At 69.3% G+C, this 15,421-nt stretch carries 17 protein-coding genes; 10 read left to right on the top strand and 7 right to left on the bottom strand.

Features of this window, described 5'->3' with window-relative positions; translation table 11 throughout:
• The first annotated feature begins 4 nt into the window (after positions 1–4).
• Positions 5–1,096 (top strand): hypothetical protein, encoded by a 1,092-nt coding sequence (locus ACIA03_RS14065; RefSeq protein WP_396983392.1) that lies wholly within the window; start codon positions 5–7, stop codon positions 1,094–1,096.
• A 22-nt stretch (positions 1,097–1,118) separates the two neighbouring features.
• Here ACIA03_RS14065 and ACIA03_RS14060 read toward each other — a convergent pair whose 3' ends face one another.
• Both ACIA03_RS14060 and ACIA03_RS14055 read right to left on the bottom strand, forming a co-directional pair.
• Positions 1,119–2,114 carry a MerR family transcriptional regulator gene (locus tag ACIA03_RS14060; protein ID WP_396983390.1) on the bottom strand — a complete coding sequence of 332 codons (996 nt, stop codon included), beginning with the start codon at positions 2,112–2,114 and terminating at the stop codon, positions 1,119–1,121.
• Positions 2,115–2,259: 145 nt separating this feature from the next.
• Positions 2,260–2,748 carry a MarR family winged helix-turn-helix transcriptional regulator gene (locus ACIA03_RS14055; protein ID WP_396983388.1) on the bottom strand — a complete coding sequence of 163 codons (489 nt, stop codon included), beginning with the start codon at positions 2,746–2,748 and terminating at the stop codon, positions 2,260–2,262.
• A 40-nt stretch (positions 2,749–2,788) separates the two neighbouring features.
• Here ACIA03_RS14055 and ACIA03_RS14050 point away from each other — a divergent pair, with 40 nt between their 5' ends.
• The 3 genes from ACIA03_RS14050 to ACIA03_RS14040 all read left to right on the top strand — a co-directional run bounded on the left by ACIA03_RS14050 (position 2,789) and on the right by ACIA03_RS14040 (position 6,458).
• The gene (locus ACIA03_RS14050; protein WP_396983386.1) at positions 2,789–3,700 is read left to right on the top strand and encodes an EamA family transporter; all 912 of its coding nucleotides are present in this window, start codon (positions 2,789–2,791) and stop codon (positions 3,698–3,700) included.
• Positions 3,701–3,710: 10 nt separating this feature from the next.
• Positions 3,711–5,219: a spermidine synthase gene (locus ACIA03_RS14045; protein WP_396983384.1), complete on the top strand. Its 1,509-nt coding sequence runs from the start codon at positions 3,711–3,713 to the stop codon at positions 5,217–5,219.
• Positions 5,220–5,681: 462 nt separating this feature from the next.
• Complete coding sequence (locus ACIA03_RS14040) at positions 5,682–6,458, top strand: GntR family transcriptional regulator (protein WP_396983382.1); 777 nt, start codon at positions 5,682–5,684, stop codon at positions 6,456–6,458.
• Between the two features lie 474 nt (positions 6,459–6,932).
• Here the strand turns inward: ACIA03_RS14040 and ACIA03_RS14035 are convergent, their stop codons facing one another.
• Both ACIA03_RS14035 and ACIA03_RS14030 read right to left on the bottom strand, forming a co-directional pair.
• A complete protein-coding gene (locus ACIA03_RS14035) occupies positions 6,933–8,294 on the bottom strand; it encodes a VWA domain-containing protein (RefSeq protein WP_396983380.1) in 1,362 nt (453 codons plus the stop codon).
• Positions 8,291–9,169 (bottom strand): AAA family ATPase, encoded by an 879-nt coding sequence (locus ACIA03_RS14030; RefSeq protein ID WP_396983378.1) that lies wholly within the window; start codon positions 9,167–9,169, stop codon positions 8,291–8,293. Before ACIA03_RS14030 ends, ACIA03_RS14035 begins: the two co-directional genes overlap by 4 nt.
• 112 nt (positions 9,170–9,281) lie before the next feature.
• On the opposite strand from ACIA03_RS14030, the gene ACIA03_RS14025 reads away from it, so the two are divergent.
• A complete protein-coding gene (locus tag ACIA03_RS14025; protein WP_396983376.1) occupies positions 9,282–9,623 on the top strand; it encodes a hypothetical protein in 342 nt (113 codons plus the stop codon).
• Positions 9,624–9,651: 28 nt separating this feature from the next.
• On the opposite strand, the gene ACIA03_RS14020 is transcribed toward ACIA03_RS14025, so the two are convergent.
• From ACIA03_RS14020 to ACIA03_RS14010, 3 genes are all read right to left on the bottom strand, one after another.
• A complete protein-coding gene (locus tag ACIA03_RS14020) occupies positions 9,652–10,002 on the bottom strand; it encodes a nuclear transport factor 2 family protein (protein WP_396983374.1) in 351 nt (116 codons plus the stop codon).
• On the bottom strand, positions 9,999–10,700 hold the full coding sequence (locus ACIA03_RS14015) for a winged helix-turn-helix transcriptional regulator (protein ID WP_396983372.1): 702 nt from the start codon (positions 10,698–10,700) through the stop codon (positions 9,999–10,001). Before ACIA03_RS14015 ends, ACIA03_RS14020 begins: the two co-directional genes overlap by 4 nt.
• A gap of 99 nt (positions 10,701–10,799) precedes the next feature.
• The gene (locus tag ACIA03_RS14010; protein ID WP_396983369.1) at positions 10,800–11,477 is read right to left on the bottom strand and encodes a winged helix-turn-helix transcriptional regulator; all 678 of its coding nucleotides are present in this window, start codon (positions 11,475–11,477) and stop codon (positions 10,800–10,802) included.
• A 53-nt stretch (positions 11,478–11,530) separates the two neighbouring features.
• On the opposite strand from ACIA03_RS14010, the gene ACIA03_RS14005 reads away from it, so the two are divergent.
• From ACIA03_RS14005 to ACIA03_RS13985, 5 genes are all read left to right on the top strand, one after another.
• Positions 11,531–12,322 carry a DUF899 family protein gene (locus ACIA03_RS14005; protein ID WP_396983367.1) on the top strand — a complete coding sequence of 264 codons (792 nt, stop codon included), beginning with the start codon at positions 11,531–11,533 and terminating at the stop codon, positions 12,320–12,322.
• Between the two features lie 9 nt (positions 12,323–12,331).
• On the top strand, positions 12,332–12,748 hold the full coding sequence (locus tag ACIA03_RS14000; RefSeq protein WP_396983364.1) for a VOC family protein: 417 nt from the start codon (positions 12,332–12,334) through the stop codon (positions 12,746–12,748).
• Positions 12,749–12,779: 31 nt separating this feature from the next.
• On the top strand, positions 12,780–13,421 hold the full coding sequence (locus ACIA03_RS13995; RefSeq protein WP_396983362.1) for a PadR family transcriptional regulator: 642 nt from the start codon (positions 12,780–12,782) through the stop codon (positions 13,419–13,421).
• A gap of 148 nt (positions 13,422–13,569) precedes the next feature.
• Complete coding sequence (locus ACIA03_RS13990) at positions 13,570–14,562, top strand: ATP-binding cassette domain-containing protein (RefSeq protein WP_396983359.1); 993 nt, start codon at positions 13,570–13,572, stop codon at positions 14,560–14,562.
• Positions 14,559–15,341 (top strand): ABC transporter permease, encoded by a 783-nt coding sequence (locus tag ACIA03_RS13985; protein ID WP_396983357.1) that lies wholly within the window; start codon positions 14,559–14,561, stop codon positions 15,339–15,341. Before ACIA03_RS13990 ends, ACIA03_RS13985 begins: the two co-directional genes overlap by 4 nt.
• The last annotated feature ends 80 nt before the right edge of the window (positions 15,342–15,421 follow it).

Genomic DNA, 15,421 nt, shown 5'->3' with positions numbered 1-15,421 from the left:
CCCTGTGAAGTCCATCGTCGTCCACGCCGGCCTCCCCAAGACGGGCACCTCCGCGGTCCAGGCCTTCCTCATCGCCCACACCGAGGAACTCGCCCGGGCCGGGATCTTCTACCCACAGCACCGTGTCGACGAGAACGGCGTCAGCGCCGGCAACGCCGGCTCCCTCATGGAACGCTCCGGCCCGCTCTTCGTGGCCTCGCCCCGGGAGGTCGCCAGGACGCTGGAGGAGTTCGAGGCCAGCGGCTGCCACACGCTGCTGCTCTCCTCAGAGGCGTTCCTTCCCGAGCTGCCCGGGATCGCCGAGCTGCTGCCACCACAGACCAGGTTCGTGCTGTATGTCCGCGATCCCCTCGCCTTCCTCGAGTCCGACTACAACCAGCGGGTCAAGCGGCTGGCGCATGTGGATCCGTTCGAGCCGTCGCCCGATGCGTACGGCGGGTGGCTGGGCCACGAGCACCTCTACCACGCGCTCGACTCCGAGGCGGTGCGCTCCCGGCTCGTCCTCCGGCCCTACCTGCCGGAGCTCTTCGTCGGTGACAACCTGCTCACCGACCTGCTCGACACCGCCGGGATCGACACCGCCGAGCTAGGCGACCTGTCGTTGGCGCAGGTCAACCTCTCCTACTCGCTGCACGCGCTCGAGATCAAGCGCGCGCTCAACGCCCTCCCGCTCGGGCCGCAGCTGCAGGAGCGCCTCGACATCCACCTCCAGTCCTGTCCGCTCGGGCCGACGAGCTACACCCTGATTCCTCCCGCCGACCACGAACGGCTCCGGAAGATCGCCGACGACGAGCTGCACGCGCTGGCGCTGCGCTACGACATCGACTCCCTCGAGCCCATGCGCGAGCTGTTGCGGGAGAAGCCGCAGAAGCCCTTCCATGCGCAACGGCTCACCGACGCCGAGGTCGACGCCGTCGTCCGGCACATCGCCAGCGTCGGCAAGCGACTCACCCGCCGGATCGCCCAGACGCTCGACGAGCACCCCGAGATCGAGCTCGTCCACCCCTCCCTGCGCGACTCCTTCGCCGCCGCTGCCGCCGAGCTGGACGAGGGGAGCCCTGCGCCGAAGCGGCGTTGGTGGTGGCGGCGGGGCTAGGGGCAAGGGATACCCGGAGAAGTCAGGCCAGATCGGCGACGACGACGGTGTGGTTGTCCGGCTCCTCGGCAGCGACGACGGCGGCGGCGACCGCGTCGGCGACCTCCTGCGGTCCCGCCTCGGCGGTGATCAGGGCGTCGAGGTCGTCCACGTAGGAGTGGACCCCGTCGGTGGTCAGGACCAGCCGGTCGCCGGGCAGCAGGTCGAGGGAGATCTCGTCGGCGACGACGCCCGGCACGAGGGCGCGGTTGAGCAGTGCCCGGTGCTCGTGGGAGCGAGCCTCGTCGAGAGTCAGCTGGCCCGCCTCGACCATGGCGGCGACGACGGTGTGGTCATGGGTGACCTGGCGTACGTCCCCGTCCCGCACGAGGTAGACCCTCGCGTCGCCGATGTGGGTGATCCGCGCGACGGAGCCGCGCAGGTCGACCGCGGTCAGGGTGGTCCCCGACTTCGGCACCTCGGCGAAGACCTCCTGGATCGCCGAGCTCAGCCCACCCGCGGCGTACGCGGTCAGGACCGCCCCCGCGAGATCATCGCGATCCCCGAAACCGTCGGCGACGGCGATCAGCTCGGGGGTGACCAGGATGGCGTCCTGCTGGGTGGCGCGGCCACCCTGCTCGTGGCTGACGCCGAACTCCGCGTGCAGTCTTTCGGTGGTGGTTGTCATCGGTTGTGCCTCGTTCCTCATCGCGTGGACGAGGATGGAGACCATGGTGCGACGTGTTGCCGTGTCGGCCTCGACCTGGCGCCAGTACCTCTCGATCTCCGCCGCCGAGGCGGCGGGCGGCATGTCGAGAATCTCCCGGATCCGGGCCAAGGGCATGCCGACCAGGCGCAGCGTCGCCACCAGACGAGCCTGTCCTACCTGGTCAGGGGCATAGCGGCGGTAGCCCGAACGGGGGTCCACCTCGGCAGGCAACAGCAGACCGAGGTCGTCGTACAACCTCAGCGCCTTCGGCGTCAGCCCGGTCGCCCGGGCGAAGTCGCCGATGTTCACAAGCCCCTCCAGGCCGCTCATGCGACCGCTCCCGTGGCGCAAGCGCCAGCATACGAGAGCGGTCGCCTGAGGCTTATGGTCGCTCGCTGCCGCTCGCTCATGATCACCATCCTCCCCGGTGAAGGTCACCGGTGGAAGCAGATTGGTGCTTCCCCTTGGGGCAAGCTCAAGCCCCGGTCTGCTCGGCCCACTTCTCGAGGAGCCGGGCGAGCGAGCGGCGCTCGGCCGCGGTGAAGACGGCGAGCAGGCGGTGCTCGTTGGCGATGTGGTCGGTGAAAGCCGCGTCGATCAGCTCGCGTCCGCTCTCGGTCAGCGTGATCCGGCGGCCGCGGCCGTCCTCGTCGCGGCGCCCCCGGCTGACCCAGCCCTGAGCCAGACAGCGGTCGACGCGCTTGGTGACCGCCCCCGAGGACACCATCGTCTGCTCACCGAGCTCCTTCGGCGTCAACGCGTACGGTGCACCTTGCCGCCGAAGCGTCGCGAGCACGTCGAACTCCCCCTCGCCCAGTCCGTGCTGCGCATAGACCTCGACGAGCTCGTCGGTGAGGCGCAGCGCGAGGCGGTGGAGCCTGGCGATGACGGCCTGCGGGGTGACATCGAGGTCGGGGCGCTCCTGCTCCCACTGCGCCATCACGGTCGAGACGTGGTCTGCCATGACCTGGAATATATCTGACGCGGAAGATATTATCTCTTCCATGGAAAGTAGATTCGTCACCCTCGCGCTGACCGCGATCGCCCCGGTGGCCTGGGGATCGGGCTACTTCGTCACCGCCACCTTCCTCCCGCCGGACAGACCCCTGTTCGGCGCGGTGGTCCGGGCGCTCCCCTTCGGCCTGCTGCTCCTCGCGCTCCGGCCCGGCCTGCTCCGCGGCTCCTGGTGGTGGCGCACGGCAGCGCTCGGGCTGCTCAACTTCGCGGCGTTCTTCACCCTCGTCTTCGTCGCCGCCTACCGTCTCCCCGGCGGCCTCGCCGCGACCCTGACCGCGGTCTCGCCGATCATGGTGATGCTCCTCGCCTGGGCCTTCGCGGGCGAGCGACCTCGGATCGGGTCCCTCGTGGCCGGGGTCGTCGGCGCCATCGGCGTCGCCCTGCTGGTGCTCCGCGGCGGCGTGAGCCTCGACCTGATCGGCGTCCTGGCGGCCTTCGCCTCGGTGGCGGTCTTCTCGACCGGCTTCATCCTGGTCAAGGTCTGGCAACCGCCGGTCGGGCTGCTCACCTTCACCGCCTGGCAGCTCGTCCTGGGCGGCCTCGTCCTCGCGCCGGTGGCCCTCCTCGTCGAAGGCCCGCCTCCGGCTCTCGACCTGCCGGCGGTCGGGGGCTACACCTACATCGGCCTCGTCGGCACCGTCCTCGCGTACGCCGTCTGGTTCCGTGGCGCCCGGCGGCTGCCCGCCGCCGCGGTGTCACTGATCGGCCTGCTCAACCCGGTCGCCGGGATCCTCATCGGCCTCGTTCTCGCGGGCGAGCATCTCACCCCGACGAGCGCCCTCGGGATGGCGCTGGTGCTCGGCGGCGTACTCCTCGGACAGCCCGCAGTGCTCGACGGGATCAGGGTGCGGCGTACGCCGGAACCGGGCTCGTGCGCCGACGTTGGAGCTGCCGGATAGGTTCACGTGCATGAAACTGCGTGCGCGTGCGCTCGAGCTCCTCGTCTTCACCGTCGGTGCCGGCACGCTGGGAGCGGAGGTGGCCGCGGCTCGACTGCTCGCTCCGTGGTTCGGCGACTCGACGATCGTATGGGCCAACACGATCGCGACGGTGCTGGTGGCGCTCGCGATCGGCTACGCCGTCGGCGGCAGGCTCGCCGACCGGAACCCGCACTCCTCAGGCCTCGCCAAGATCGTGCTCGTCGCCGCCGCCCTCCTGGCCGCCGTGCCGTTCATCGCCGACCCGTTCCTCCCGCTCGCGGTCAAGGCGGTCGACCAGCTCAGCATCGCCACCTTCGCCGGCTCGCTGGTGGGCGTCGGCGTGCTGCTCGCGATCCCGCTGTTCCTGCTGGGCATCGCCAGTCCTTACGCCGTCCGACTGAGCGTGGACACCGTCGAGGACGCCGGCCACACGGCAGGGCGCCTCTACGCGATCTCGACGGTCGGCTCCCTCGTCGGCACCTTCGCCGCCTCGCTGTTCCTCATCCCCGTGGTCGGGACGCGGCGTACGTTCCTGATCTTCGCCCTCTGCATGGCGGTCTGCGCGATCCCGCACCTGGTCAGGCGGCGCCTGCCGGCCGCGATCGTGCCGGTGGCGATCCTCGGCCTGATCGCGCTGCCGACCGGGTCCATCAAGACGCTGACCAGCAACGGCGGCGAGGTGATCTGGGAGAAGGAGACGGAATACCAGTACGCCCGCGTGGTCGAGTACGACGACGGCAGCCGCTACCTCGAGCTCAACGAGGGCCACGCGGTGCACTCGGTCTACACCGAGGGCGAGTGGCTCACCGGCGCCTACTGGGACGAGATGCTCTCGCTGTCGTACGCCGGCGCGGAGGCCCCGAGATCGGTGGCGATCCTGGGCTCGGCCGCCGGGACGACCGCGCGCCAGTTCGGCCACTTCGCCCCCGAGACCCGGGTGGACGCCGTCGAGATCGACGAGGACGTCACCGAGGTCGGCAAGGAGCTCTTCGGCCTCCAGGAGCAGCCGAACCTCCACCTCCACACCGCCGACGCCCGCCCATGGCTGCAGAAGCAGACCCGGAAGTACGACGCGATCATGGTCGACGCCTACCACCAGCCCTACATCCCGTTCTACCTGACCACGAAGGAGTTCTTCGCACTGGCGAAGGACCACCTGAACCCGGGCGGGGTGCTCGTCGTGAACTCAGCCCACCCGGAAGGCTCCACAGCGCTCGAGAAGGTCCTCACCGCAACGCTGCGGACCTCGTTCGGCGAGGCCGTGTGGCGCTCGGACTCGGGTCCGACCAACACCCACCTGATCGCAACCGTCGATCCGGAAGCCGATCCGACCGCCGATCTCGTCGCCACCGCCGAGAATCAGCCCCCGGACCTGGCCAGGACCCTCCTCGACTCCGCCGCCCGGCTCGAGCCGGCCGTCCGGGGCGGGACGGTCTACACGGATGATGTCGCGCCGGTCGAGTGGCTCACCGACCTCAGCCTGTTGGAAGTCGCCTGAGCCACCCGGCCGCTTCACCTCGCCGATCGGTGTCTTGCGCAGGCACCCGACGCAGACCTGGTTGGGCGCGACCCTGCTGAGCCTGCGCGGCGGCAGCACGTGCCACGTGCCCAGGCGGCGGCCGCACACGGTCAGGACGTACCCGCTGCTCCTCTTGAGCGAGCGAAGGTGCCAGAAGCTGCCCCGGTCGGTCCGATATACCAGCGGGTCCTTGGCCAGGACCGGCGGCCTCTCGCTGGACCCCATGCTGAGTCTGTCGTCTACGAACACGAATTCCCCCCAAGGAATGTCGATGGCTCTCGTCGTGGAGTGCCTCGAGACGCCGGTGTCACAGCCGGGCCATGCCGCCCAACGCCCCGAGACGTCTTCGACCATAAGTCCACTCATTGCAATGGGTCAAGGCGGAAAGGGTGGGGCTATGCGGCTATTCGGGATCTGTACGGCTCAGTAACGTGTTCTCCTATGAGCAACCCCCGTCCGCGCGGCCTGCCGAAATACCTTCACGTGGCCGACTACCTGCGGGCCCAGATCGACGACGGCACCTATCTGCCGGGCGAGCGTCTACCGACCGAACCCGAGCTGATGGACACCTTCCCCTACGACCGCGCCACGATCCGGCGAGGTCTGGCGGTGCTGCGCAACGAGGGCCTCATCACCAGCGAGCAGGGCCGAGGCGTCTTCGTACGCGACGCCACCAAGACCCGCTACGACCTGATGAGCATGCTGATCACCGACCGGAGCCACCCGGCGAAACCGGACGCGGCCTACAACCAGCCGCCACGGGGCCCGGACGACGGTCTCTCGGTCGAGCACACCTACGAGGTGATCGCAGCCGGCGAGAAGCTGGGGGCGGCCTTCGAGATCGACCCGCGTGGCGAGCTCCTCAGCACCACCTACACCTTCTTCATCAGCGGTGACACCGCCGAATACCGCACCACGGCCTACATCCCGTATCCGCTGGTCATCGACACCCCGCTCGCGACCCCCACCGACGACTGGCCGCAGCCGCCGATCAAGGACCTGCTGGCCACGGTCGGCGTGAAGGTCACCACGGTCGCGATGGACATCGAGTCACGGATGCCGACGCCGCAGGAGACCTTCGACCTGCAGATCCCCGACGGCACCCCGGTCCTCTCCGACCGGCGCCGGTTCCTCGCCGACGACCGGGTCGTCTGCATCACCGACTCGGTCGGTGTCGCCGACCGGATCGTCTACGGGCTGGACCTCAAGCTGCAGTGACAGGGGGGGGTGGCAGCGGCCCCCTTGCAGTGTCGGCAAGGCCAACTATTCGTCGTCGAACTGCCAGCCCGCTTCCTCAAGAAGCATCCTGGCCTCACGAACATCCTGCGAGCCAGCAACCCTCTCGTGTGCATCAATCGCCTCACGCAGGAGTTCGTCGCAGCACGTCGTCGCTGATCTGCTGCTGCTAGACCCTGACCACGGAGCAGGTTCGCTGGCACCCGCAGAGACGTTGGTAGCACCATCCTCACCATCCACCCAGAAATCCGAGCTCGTGCTCTTCGACCGCACTGAATACGGAGGACCTGGGGAGTGCCAGGCGCACCAGGTACGCCTGGCACTCCCCAGGTCAGCAGTCGAAACGCCGCCTCATCGCCGAGTTCACGTGCGCCAGGTGAAGACGTACGTGCTCCGCGTCTCCTCCATCAACCCAACTCTCGGTCTTGAACGGTCCCGTGAACGGCACGAACTGCGTTACGCGAGGTCGTGGACGAACTCGGAGAGCTGGGTGAGGTTGCGGCACTCCCGCATCTCGATGATCGACCCGTAGCGGGTCGCCTCCGAGTCACCGGTGTCCCACTGCGTACGCACCTCGGGGTTGAGCCAGTAGGAGTGCCGCGCCGACTCGGCCATCGCGCGCAGCGAGCCGACGGCGAGGTCGGAGTAGTTGGAGCGGGCGTCGCCGAGGATCAGCAGCGACGACTTGGGGCCGAGCGCGTCGGCGTGCCGCTCCTGGAAGAGGGAGAAGGCCCGGCCGTAGTTGGTGCGCCCCATCCGGGCCGCGTGCTCGGTCGCCTTGGTCAGCTCGGTCATGGTGTCGACCAGATCGGCGCCGGGACGGAAATAGGACGTGACCTCGTGGATCTCGTCGACGAACGTGAACGCCCGCACCTTGCCGAACTGCTCCCGCAGCGCGAAGACGAGCATCAGCGTGAAGGTGGCGAAGTTGGAGACCGACCCCGACACGTCGCACAGGATGACCAGCTCGGTGCGATGCGGCCGCTTCGGGCGGTAGCGCAGGTCGACGGGGACGCCGCCGGTGGACATCGAGGACCGGAGCGTACGCCGCAGGTCCACCGCTCCGCGCCGCCGCGCGTGATGCTCCTGGGTGAGCCTCGTCGCGAGGCGGCGCGCCAGGGGGTAGATCTCGCGCCGGAGCGCCTCCAGGTCGGCCCGGCGGGCGTGCAGGAAGTCGAGCTTCTCGATGGTGGGGCGTACGGCGATCTTGGCGATCTGCTCGGGGCCCTTCTCCTCCGCGATCCGGCGGCGGGCGTCGGCCTCGACGAGACCGCTGAACCGATCGACGCGTCGGGTCCCGACGCGCGCCGCCTCCTCCTCGGTCCAGCCGCCCTGCTGGAGTCCCTCGATGAGCCGCGAGGTGAGCTCGTCGGTCGAGAGCCGGCGCAGCGCGGTGTAGGAGGACCACGAGCTCAGCCCGGGGCCACGACCGGGCATCGCGCCGAAGCGCGCCACCGCCTCGGCGGCCAGCTGCCGGAGCATCTCGACGTCGTCGGCCTCCAGCGCCTCGCTCAGCCGCGAGGTGAACTCGGAGAGCGCCTCGGGCCCGTCCTTCGCCACCCCGGCGGCCTCGGCCTCAGCGTCCATCCCCGAGCCGACCATCCGCGGGAAGTAGAGCTCGAAGAGCCCGTCGAAGGTGGCCCGCTGGTTGGCGCGCTTGACCAGGGTCGCGGCGTACGCCTCCTTGACCTGGGCGCGGTCGTTCCAGCCGATCAGGCCGAGGGCGGTGACCGCGTCGAGGCCCTCCGAGAGCGACACCGGCAGCCCCGCTCCCCGAAGCGCTTCGAGGAACTCGATGTGCCGGTCGAGGAGCGTCACCTCTTCAACCGCAGCTCTCGGACCGCGCGGTCGACGTCGGAGGAGTGCTTGAGGACGACGCCGAGGGTGTCCGCGACGGCCTTGTCGGAGAGGTCGGTGATCTCCAGGGCGATCAGGGTGCGCGCCCAGTCGACCGACTCGGCGATGCTCGGCGCCTTCTTGAGCTCGAGCTCGCGCAGCCGACCGACCACGGAGACCAGCTGGCGGGCGACCTTGTCGTCGAGCCCGGGCACCTGGGAGAGCACGATCTCGCGCTCCCGGTCGGCGTCGGGGTAGTCGAGGTGGAGGTAGAGGCAGCGTCGCTTGAGCGCCTCGGAGAGCTCGCGGGTGGCGTTGGAGGTGAGTACGACCAGCGGACGGCGGGTCGAGGTCATCGTGCCGAGCTCTGGGATGGTCACCTGGAAGTCGGAGAGCACCTCGAGCAGCAGCCCCTCGACCTCGACGTCGGTCTTGTCGACCTCGTCGATGAGCAGCACCGTCGGCTCCTCGCGGCGGATCGCGGTGAGCAGCGGCCTGGTCAGCAGGAACTCCTCGGAGAAGATGTCGTCGTGGGTCTCCTCCCACGCCTGGCCGTCGCCGGCGGCCTGGATCCGAAGCAGCTGCTTCTTGTAGTTCCACTCGTAGAGCGCGCGGGCCTCGTCCAGGCCCTCGTAGCACTGCAGCCTGACCAGCTCGGCGCCGGTCGCGCGAGTGATCGCCTTGGCCAGCTCGGTCTTGCCCACCCCGGCCGGCCCCTCGATGAGCACCGGCTTCTCCAGCGCCCCTGCGAGATAGGTCGTCAACGCGGTCGAGTCGTCCGCGAGGTAGCCGACGTCTCCCAGGCGGGTGACGGCCTCGGCGGGCGAGGAGAACCAGGAAGACGTACGCGAAGGCATGACGTGACACTAGCGACTCTGCTCCGGCTCTGCTCCCGGTGTCCGGATGGGACTTTCGTCATAGTGTCGGAACGACCCGTCACCGCGACACCGATCGGTCGTTAGATACAGCGTGCACTCGGACACCCCGCGACCTCTGATGCTGGTCGTCCTCGCCATGAAGGTCTGCGCGCTGACGGCGCTGGCGGCCTTCTGTCTGGTTGCCGTCACCACGCCGTCCGAGCCTCGGTCGCTGGCGAAGAGGGAGCAGCCCGAGCTCGCAGCGATGCTCGAGCAGCACCACTGCCTGGCCCCTCCGACGATCGCGCCCTGGCGCCGGGAGAGCGCCATCATCCGCTCCCCGCTGGGCGAGCTGAAGCACGTCACCCTCGACGTCGGCCACCTGATCGAGCAGGGCAAGGCCCGCGGCGAGCTGGTCGCCTTCTGCGCCGATCCGGTCTCGCCGACCCCGTAGCCGACGGCTTCTTCGGACGCCTTGGAGGTCAGTCGAAGGCGACTTCGAGGACCGCAACCAGGTCGCCGCGCCAGGTGATGGTCATCGTCCCCGCTCCGCCGCGGTCCCAGCGGAAACGCACACGGTCGGTCGCGCCGTCGGACGTCATCGAGTCGATCGTCATGGTGTCGTCCGGTGGCTGCGCTCGGTAGGCCGTGAGGATGTCCTCCCGTCCGCGGAAGGGACCCGCCGGGACCCCGACGAACTTCATCTCGGCGTCCTCGGTGAACGTTGCCACGAAGTCGTCCCACCTCCCCGAACGTTGGCAGGTGTTGAACAACGCGGCATGACGGTCGACGCGTTCGGAGATCGGCCTCTCCCGCGAAGCCGACGTCGTCAACTGGCCTTGGCGAGCGTGTTCGCGAACAACCCGAGCACGCGGTCCAGCGCGGCGCGGTCACCCTCGACCTGGAGCCCGGCCTCGGCGATCGCCGCGTCCACCGGGAAGCCCATGAACACGACACCGGTCCAGGCCGTCGAGTCGCCCGCGATGGTGACGTCGGCGTCCTCGAGGGTGCCCTCGGCGAGGTCGAACTGGTTGCCCGTCCAGACCAGCCGGAACTGCTGCGGGTCGGCGTCCGGACGGCGTACGTCGGTCAGCTCCCAGGCGACGCTGATCGGCTCCGGGGTGGTCGCGCTGCCGACGGGCACCATCGTGCGCATCGCCACCATCACGCCGCTGGGCGTCATCCCGGCGGTCATGATCGGGAAGCGGGACGAGCCGTGGGCCCACCGTCCGAGCGCTCCGAGGATCGTCTCGAGCTCGCGTCCCCACGGTGTGAGGGCGTAGGCCGTGGTCTTGGTGATGTAGCCGAGCTCGGTCTCGACCACGACGCCGGCGTGCTCGAGGAACTGCAGCCGGTCCTTGAGCTCATCGGCGCTGACCCCGATCACGGAGGACTCCAGGTCCCGTGCCGTGCGCGGGCCGAACATCAGCTCGCGCACCACGATCAGGCTCCACCGATCACCGATCAGGTCCAGTGCGTGCGCCGCCGCGCACGCGTCTCCCAGGTCCCCGTACGTCAGGTTCAGGGTCACGTCGATCCTCTCCGAGTCATCCGATCCCGTCGAGAGTAGTGAGCCCGAACTACGCGTCATCAGAGCCAGAGGTCCCGGCGTGCCGGTGAAATGCCGTCCCTAGGAGATCGCGGCGTACGCAGCGGCGACCCGCTCCACGGCCCGCCGGTCGCCCTCGATGCCGACCGAGCCGGCCGGCGCGCCGGAGAAGACCACGCCCGCCCACGCGGACGAGTCGCCGGAGACGGTCGCCTCGGGCGCATCCTCCGCACCCTCGGTCAGCTCGAAACCCTCGGCGTCCCAGTGCAGCCGGTAGCGGCGTACGCCCGCGGCGGGACGCCGTTCGTCGTGCAGCTCGATCGCGATCCGGACCGGGCCGTCACCCCACTCGGGCATCGTGGCGTAGGGGGCCATGGTGCGCATCGCGACGATCACCCCATCGGGAGTCATGCTCCCCTCCGGCACCGGGAAGCCGGGCGAGCGCTGCGCCCAGTGACCGAGCGACCGCATCACGTCCTCGAGCCCCTGCCCCCACTCGGTGAGCCGGTAGACGCGGGTCCGTCCCAGGTCGTCGAGCTGTGCCTGCTCGACGACGCCGCTGTCGCGCAGGGCCTTGAGCCTGGAGGTGAGGACGGCCGGCGTGATCCCGACGACGGCCGAGGCGAGGTCCGCGAAGCGGCGCGGACCGAGCAGCAGCTCGCGCGCGATCACCATGCTCCATCGGTCTCCGATGACGTCCATGGCGTGCGCGGTGGCGCAGGCGTCACCCAGCTCCGCATAGCTCTGCTTCTTCGGCATCGACCCACCTAACTCTCTTCACAAGAGTATCAACTATGTTTAACGTAGCCCATATGACCACTACCCCACTGCCTCCGGTCGTCGACCGGACGACCTATCTGCACGAGCGAGCCGCGCTCCTCGACCGCGAGAAAGCGCACACGCGCACGGGCGACGCCCTCGCCGCCGCGCGCCGACGGCTCCCGATGACCGAGGTCGACGCGACCGCACCGCTCGACGGGGCCGCCGGGAGGGTGACCCTGCTGGACGCCTTCGAGGGGCGTACGCAGCTCTTCGCGAGCTACCACATGTGGCACACCGGTCACGCCGCAGCGGACCAGTGCGAGGGGTGCACGTTCTTCAGCGGCGGGGTGGGCGAGCTCGGCTACCTGCACTCGCGCGGGGTGACGTACGCGGCCCTCTGCCAGGGTCCCTATCCGGAGAGTTCCCGCTACCGGGACTTCATGGGGTGGGAGATGCCGTGGTACTCGGTGCCCGAGGAGTCCTGGGACCCCCTCGACGCACGCGGGTTCTTCGGCGGGAAGGTCTGCTATGTCCGCGACGGCGACCGGGTCTTCGAGACCTACCGCACCACTGGTCGTGGCGTGGAGCCGATGTCGGCGTCGTACGGGATCCTGGACATGACCGTCTACGGACGGCAGGAGGCCTGGGAGGACTCGCCGGAGGGCTGGCCCCGGCGCGCGGGCGGCGAGGGCAGCCAGTTCCGCAGCGAGGAGTCCCCGACGACCAACCATCGCGCCGGCGTGAGCGGTCGTCCGACGGCGCAGTGGTCGCGGATCGCCGCCGGGCGCGACGACGATCTCGGCTCCGACCACGCCCCGGCCACCGACCACTGCTGCCACTGAGGAGAACCGATGCGTACGACGATCGCCCTGCCCACCCGCGACCGGTCCCGGTCCCATGTCTTCCTCCGCGACGGCCTCGGTCTCGAGACACCCGGCGAGCTCGCCGACGACGGCGTTCCGGAGCCCTTGCGGGCCACCCTCTCGGAGACCTGCGAGGTGATGATGATCCCCACCGGCGGGTTCAAGTGGGTCACCGGCCAGCTCGGCGACGAGCCGATGGACGCGGCGACCCCGCCTTCACCGGAGGACCCGAAGCAGTGCCTGGTCACGATCGAGCTCGACTCGCGCGACGAGGTCGAGGCTCGCTATACGGCCGCGACGGCGATCGGACGCATCGTTCTCGCGCCGGAGGCGGCGCCGTGGGGCGAGTACCGCGCCCTCGTCGCGGACCCGGACGGCCATCTCTGGCAGCTGACGTCCCACTGAGGCCCGGTCGTGCCGCCCCTAGAATCTCCCTATGGCCGGAGACGACACACGGATGCTGCTGCTGGGGGCGGTGGCGCTGTTCGAGCCCGTCAACGGCTACCAGATCCGGCGCGAGCTGATGTCGTGGCAGGTCGACCAGTGGGCCAACATCAACCCGGGCTCGATCTACCACGCGCTGACCTCGCTGACCGACAAGGGCCATCTGACCAGGCACGATCTGGTCGACAACGGGCGTACGGTCGCGGTCTACGAGATCAGTGCCAGCGGGCGCGCGGAGCTGGAGCGCCTGGTCACCCGCTCACTGGAGGCCGTCGACGCCTACAACGGGCTCTCCTTCTACGCCGCGTTCTCGCTGGTGCCGCTGCTCGAACGGCCGGCCGTGGTCCAGCACCTGAGCATCCGCCTGAAGAACCTCGAGCGCACGATCAAGGAGCTCGACGCCGCGGTCCGGGTGAACGTCCGCATGGTGCCGCCCCACACCGTCTCCGCCCTGCACCTCCAGCTCGACAAGCTCCGCTCCGAGCGGGCGTGGCTGGTGGAGGTCCTGGACGACGTACGCAGCGGCAAGCTCTTCTTCGTCGGCGAGACCTCCGACTGGGCGCCCGCCGACGACGACCCGGGGTGGCAGATGGACGCCGACCGGAAGCGCTACCGGGAGATGCTGCGCGGCTGAGCCGGCGGGGGGCGAGCCGAATTGGTTTGACAATCTGGATTCAAAATTGAACACTCACGATATTCAATTTTGAACACCTGAGTAAAACCGGGTGATTGTTGTCGATGGTCCGTGCTTGTCTGGACTCGCACGCACAAGGGAGTGACACATGATTCACGCACGCGGCCTGAGGCACACCTTCGCCTCCGGCCATGGCAAGCAGAAGAAAGAAGTCGTCGCGGTCGACGGGGTCGACCTCGACGTCGAAGAGGGCGAGGTGGTCGGCTTCCTGGGCCCGAACGGCGCCGGCAAGACCACCACCCTCCGCATCCTCACCACCCTCCTCAAGCCCACGGCCGGCACCGCCACGGTGGCGGGCTTCGACGTGGCCACGCAGTCCGTCGACGTCAGGCGGAGCATCGGCTACTGCTCCCAGGTCGGATCGACCTTCTCGGGCGCCTATGCGGGCGACGAGGTCGTCGACCACGGGATGCTCTACGGGATGTCCAAGAAGGACGCTGTCGCCCACGGGCAGGCGCTCTTCGAGCGGCTTCAGCTCGACGGGCTGTGGCGCCGCAAACCGCGCAACATGTCCGGCGGGCAGAAGCGCCGCCTCGACATCGCGATGGCGCTGATCCACGCCCCCAAGCTGGTCTTCCTCGACGAGCCCACCACCGGCCTCGACCCGCAGGCGCGGGCCAACCTGTGGGACCACATCGCGTCGCTGCGTACGGACCACGGGGCGACGGTCTTCCTGACCACCCACTACCTCGACGAGGCCGACACCCTCGCCGACCGGGTGATGGTCATCGACCAGGGCCGCATCGTCGCCAACGACACCCCGGAGAACCTCAAGGCCGCCGTCTCCGGCGACCTGGTCTCCCTGGAGGTCGCCACCGACGAGCAGGTCGCGATCGCGCGCGAGAAGCTCGGCTCCATCTCGGAGAGCGTCGAGGTCGACGAGCGACTGGTCAGCGGCCGGGTGCCGCGGGCCGGCAAGGCCGTCCCCGGGCTGCTGCGCGACCTGGAGTCCAACGGCGTCTCGCTGGAGTCGATCGAGGTCGCCCGGCCCACGCTGGACGACGTCTTCCTGACACTGACCGGACGCACTCTGCGCGACGCCGATGCGGGCGCGCCCGAGACCGAGGAGGCCTCCGCATGACGGAGTTCCAGCAGCCCGTCCTGAGGTCCGGCTTCTTCCGGGAGTCGATGGTCGTCTTCAACCGTCAGCTGCGGATGAACCTCCGCAACCCGGCCTGGGTGCTCATCGGCGTGATGCAGCCGATCCTCTACCTGGTGCTCTTCGGCCCGCTGCTCGAGCCGCTGATCGAGCGGCTCGGTGGCAACGCCTACAACTGGTTCGTCCCCGGCATGCTCGTCCAGCTCGGCATCTTCGGAGCCATGTTCGCCGGCTTCTCGCTGATCGGCGAGTGGCGCGAAGGCGTCATCGAGGCCGAGCGGGTGACCCCGGCATCGCGCGGCGCGCTGCTGTTCGGGCGTCTCTACCGCGACCTGCTGCAGATCCTGGTGCAGGCGATCATCCTGGTCGCCCTGGGCCTGGTGATGGGCATGGACTTCAAGCCGCTCGGCATCCTGGTCGGGATCGCGATCACCGTGCTGATCGGCGGCGCCGGCGCGGCCGCCTCCAACGCGTTCGCCCTGCTCGTGAAGAGCGAGGACGTGATGGCGCCGGTGACCAACATGCTGCTGATGCCGATCCTGCTGCTGTCGGGGATCTTCCTGCCGATGAACTTCGGCGCCCAGTGGCTGGAGACGCTGGCCGACGTCATCCCGACCAAGCACATCGTCGACGCGGTGCGCGCCTCGTTCTTCGGTGACCTCGGGCCGGCCGACATCGGCTGGGGCGTCGGGTGGACCGTCGTCCTGTTCGCACTCGCGGTGTGGTGGGGCATCTCCACCTTCCGCAAGGAGAACGCTTAGCAAAACACCCGGGTCGTTCTCAGTAGCGACTCAGCGAGGGGTGGCAGGGTAGGAGTGTGAACAGCTCTGCCACCCCGAGC

The organism is Nocardioides sp. NPDC051685 (assembly GCF_044453405.1).
Lineage (GTDB): Bacteria > Actinomycetota > Actinomycetes > Propionibacteriales > Nocardioidaceae > Nocardioides.
This window is presented reverse-complemented; position numbering and strand designations above follow the sequence as displayed.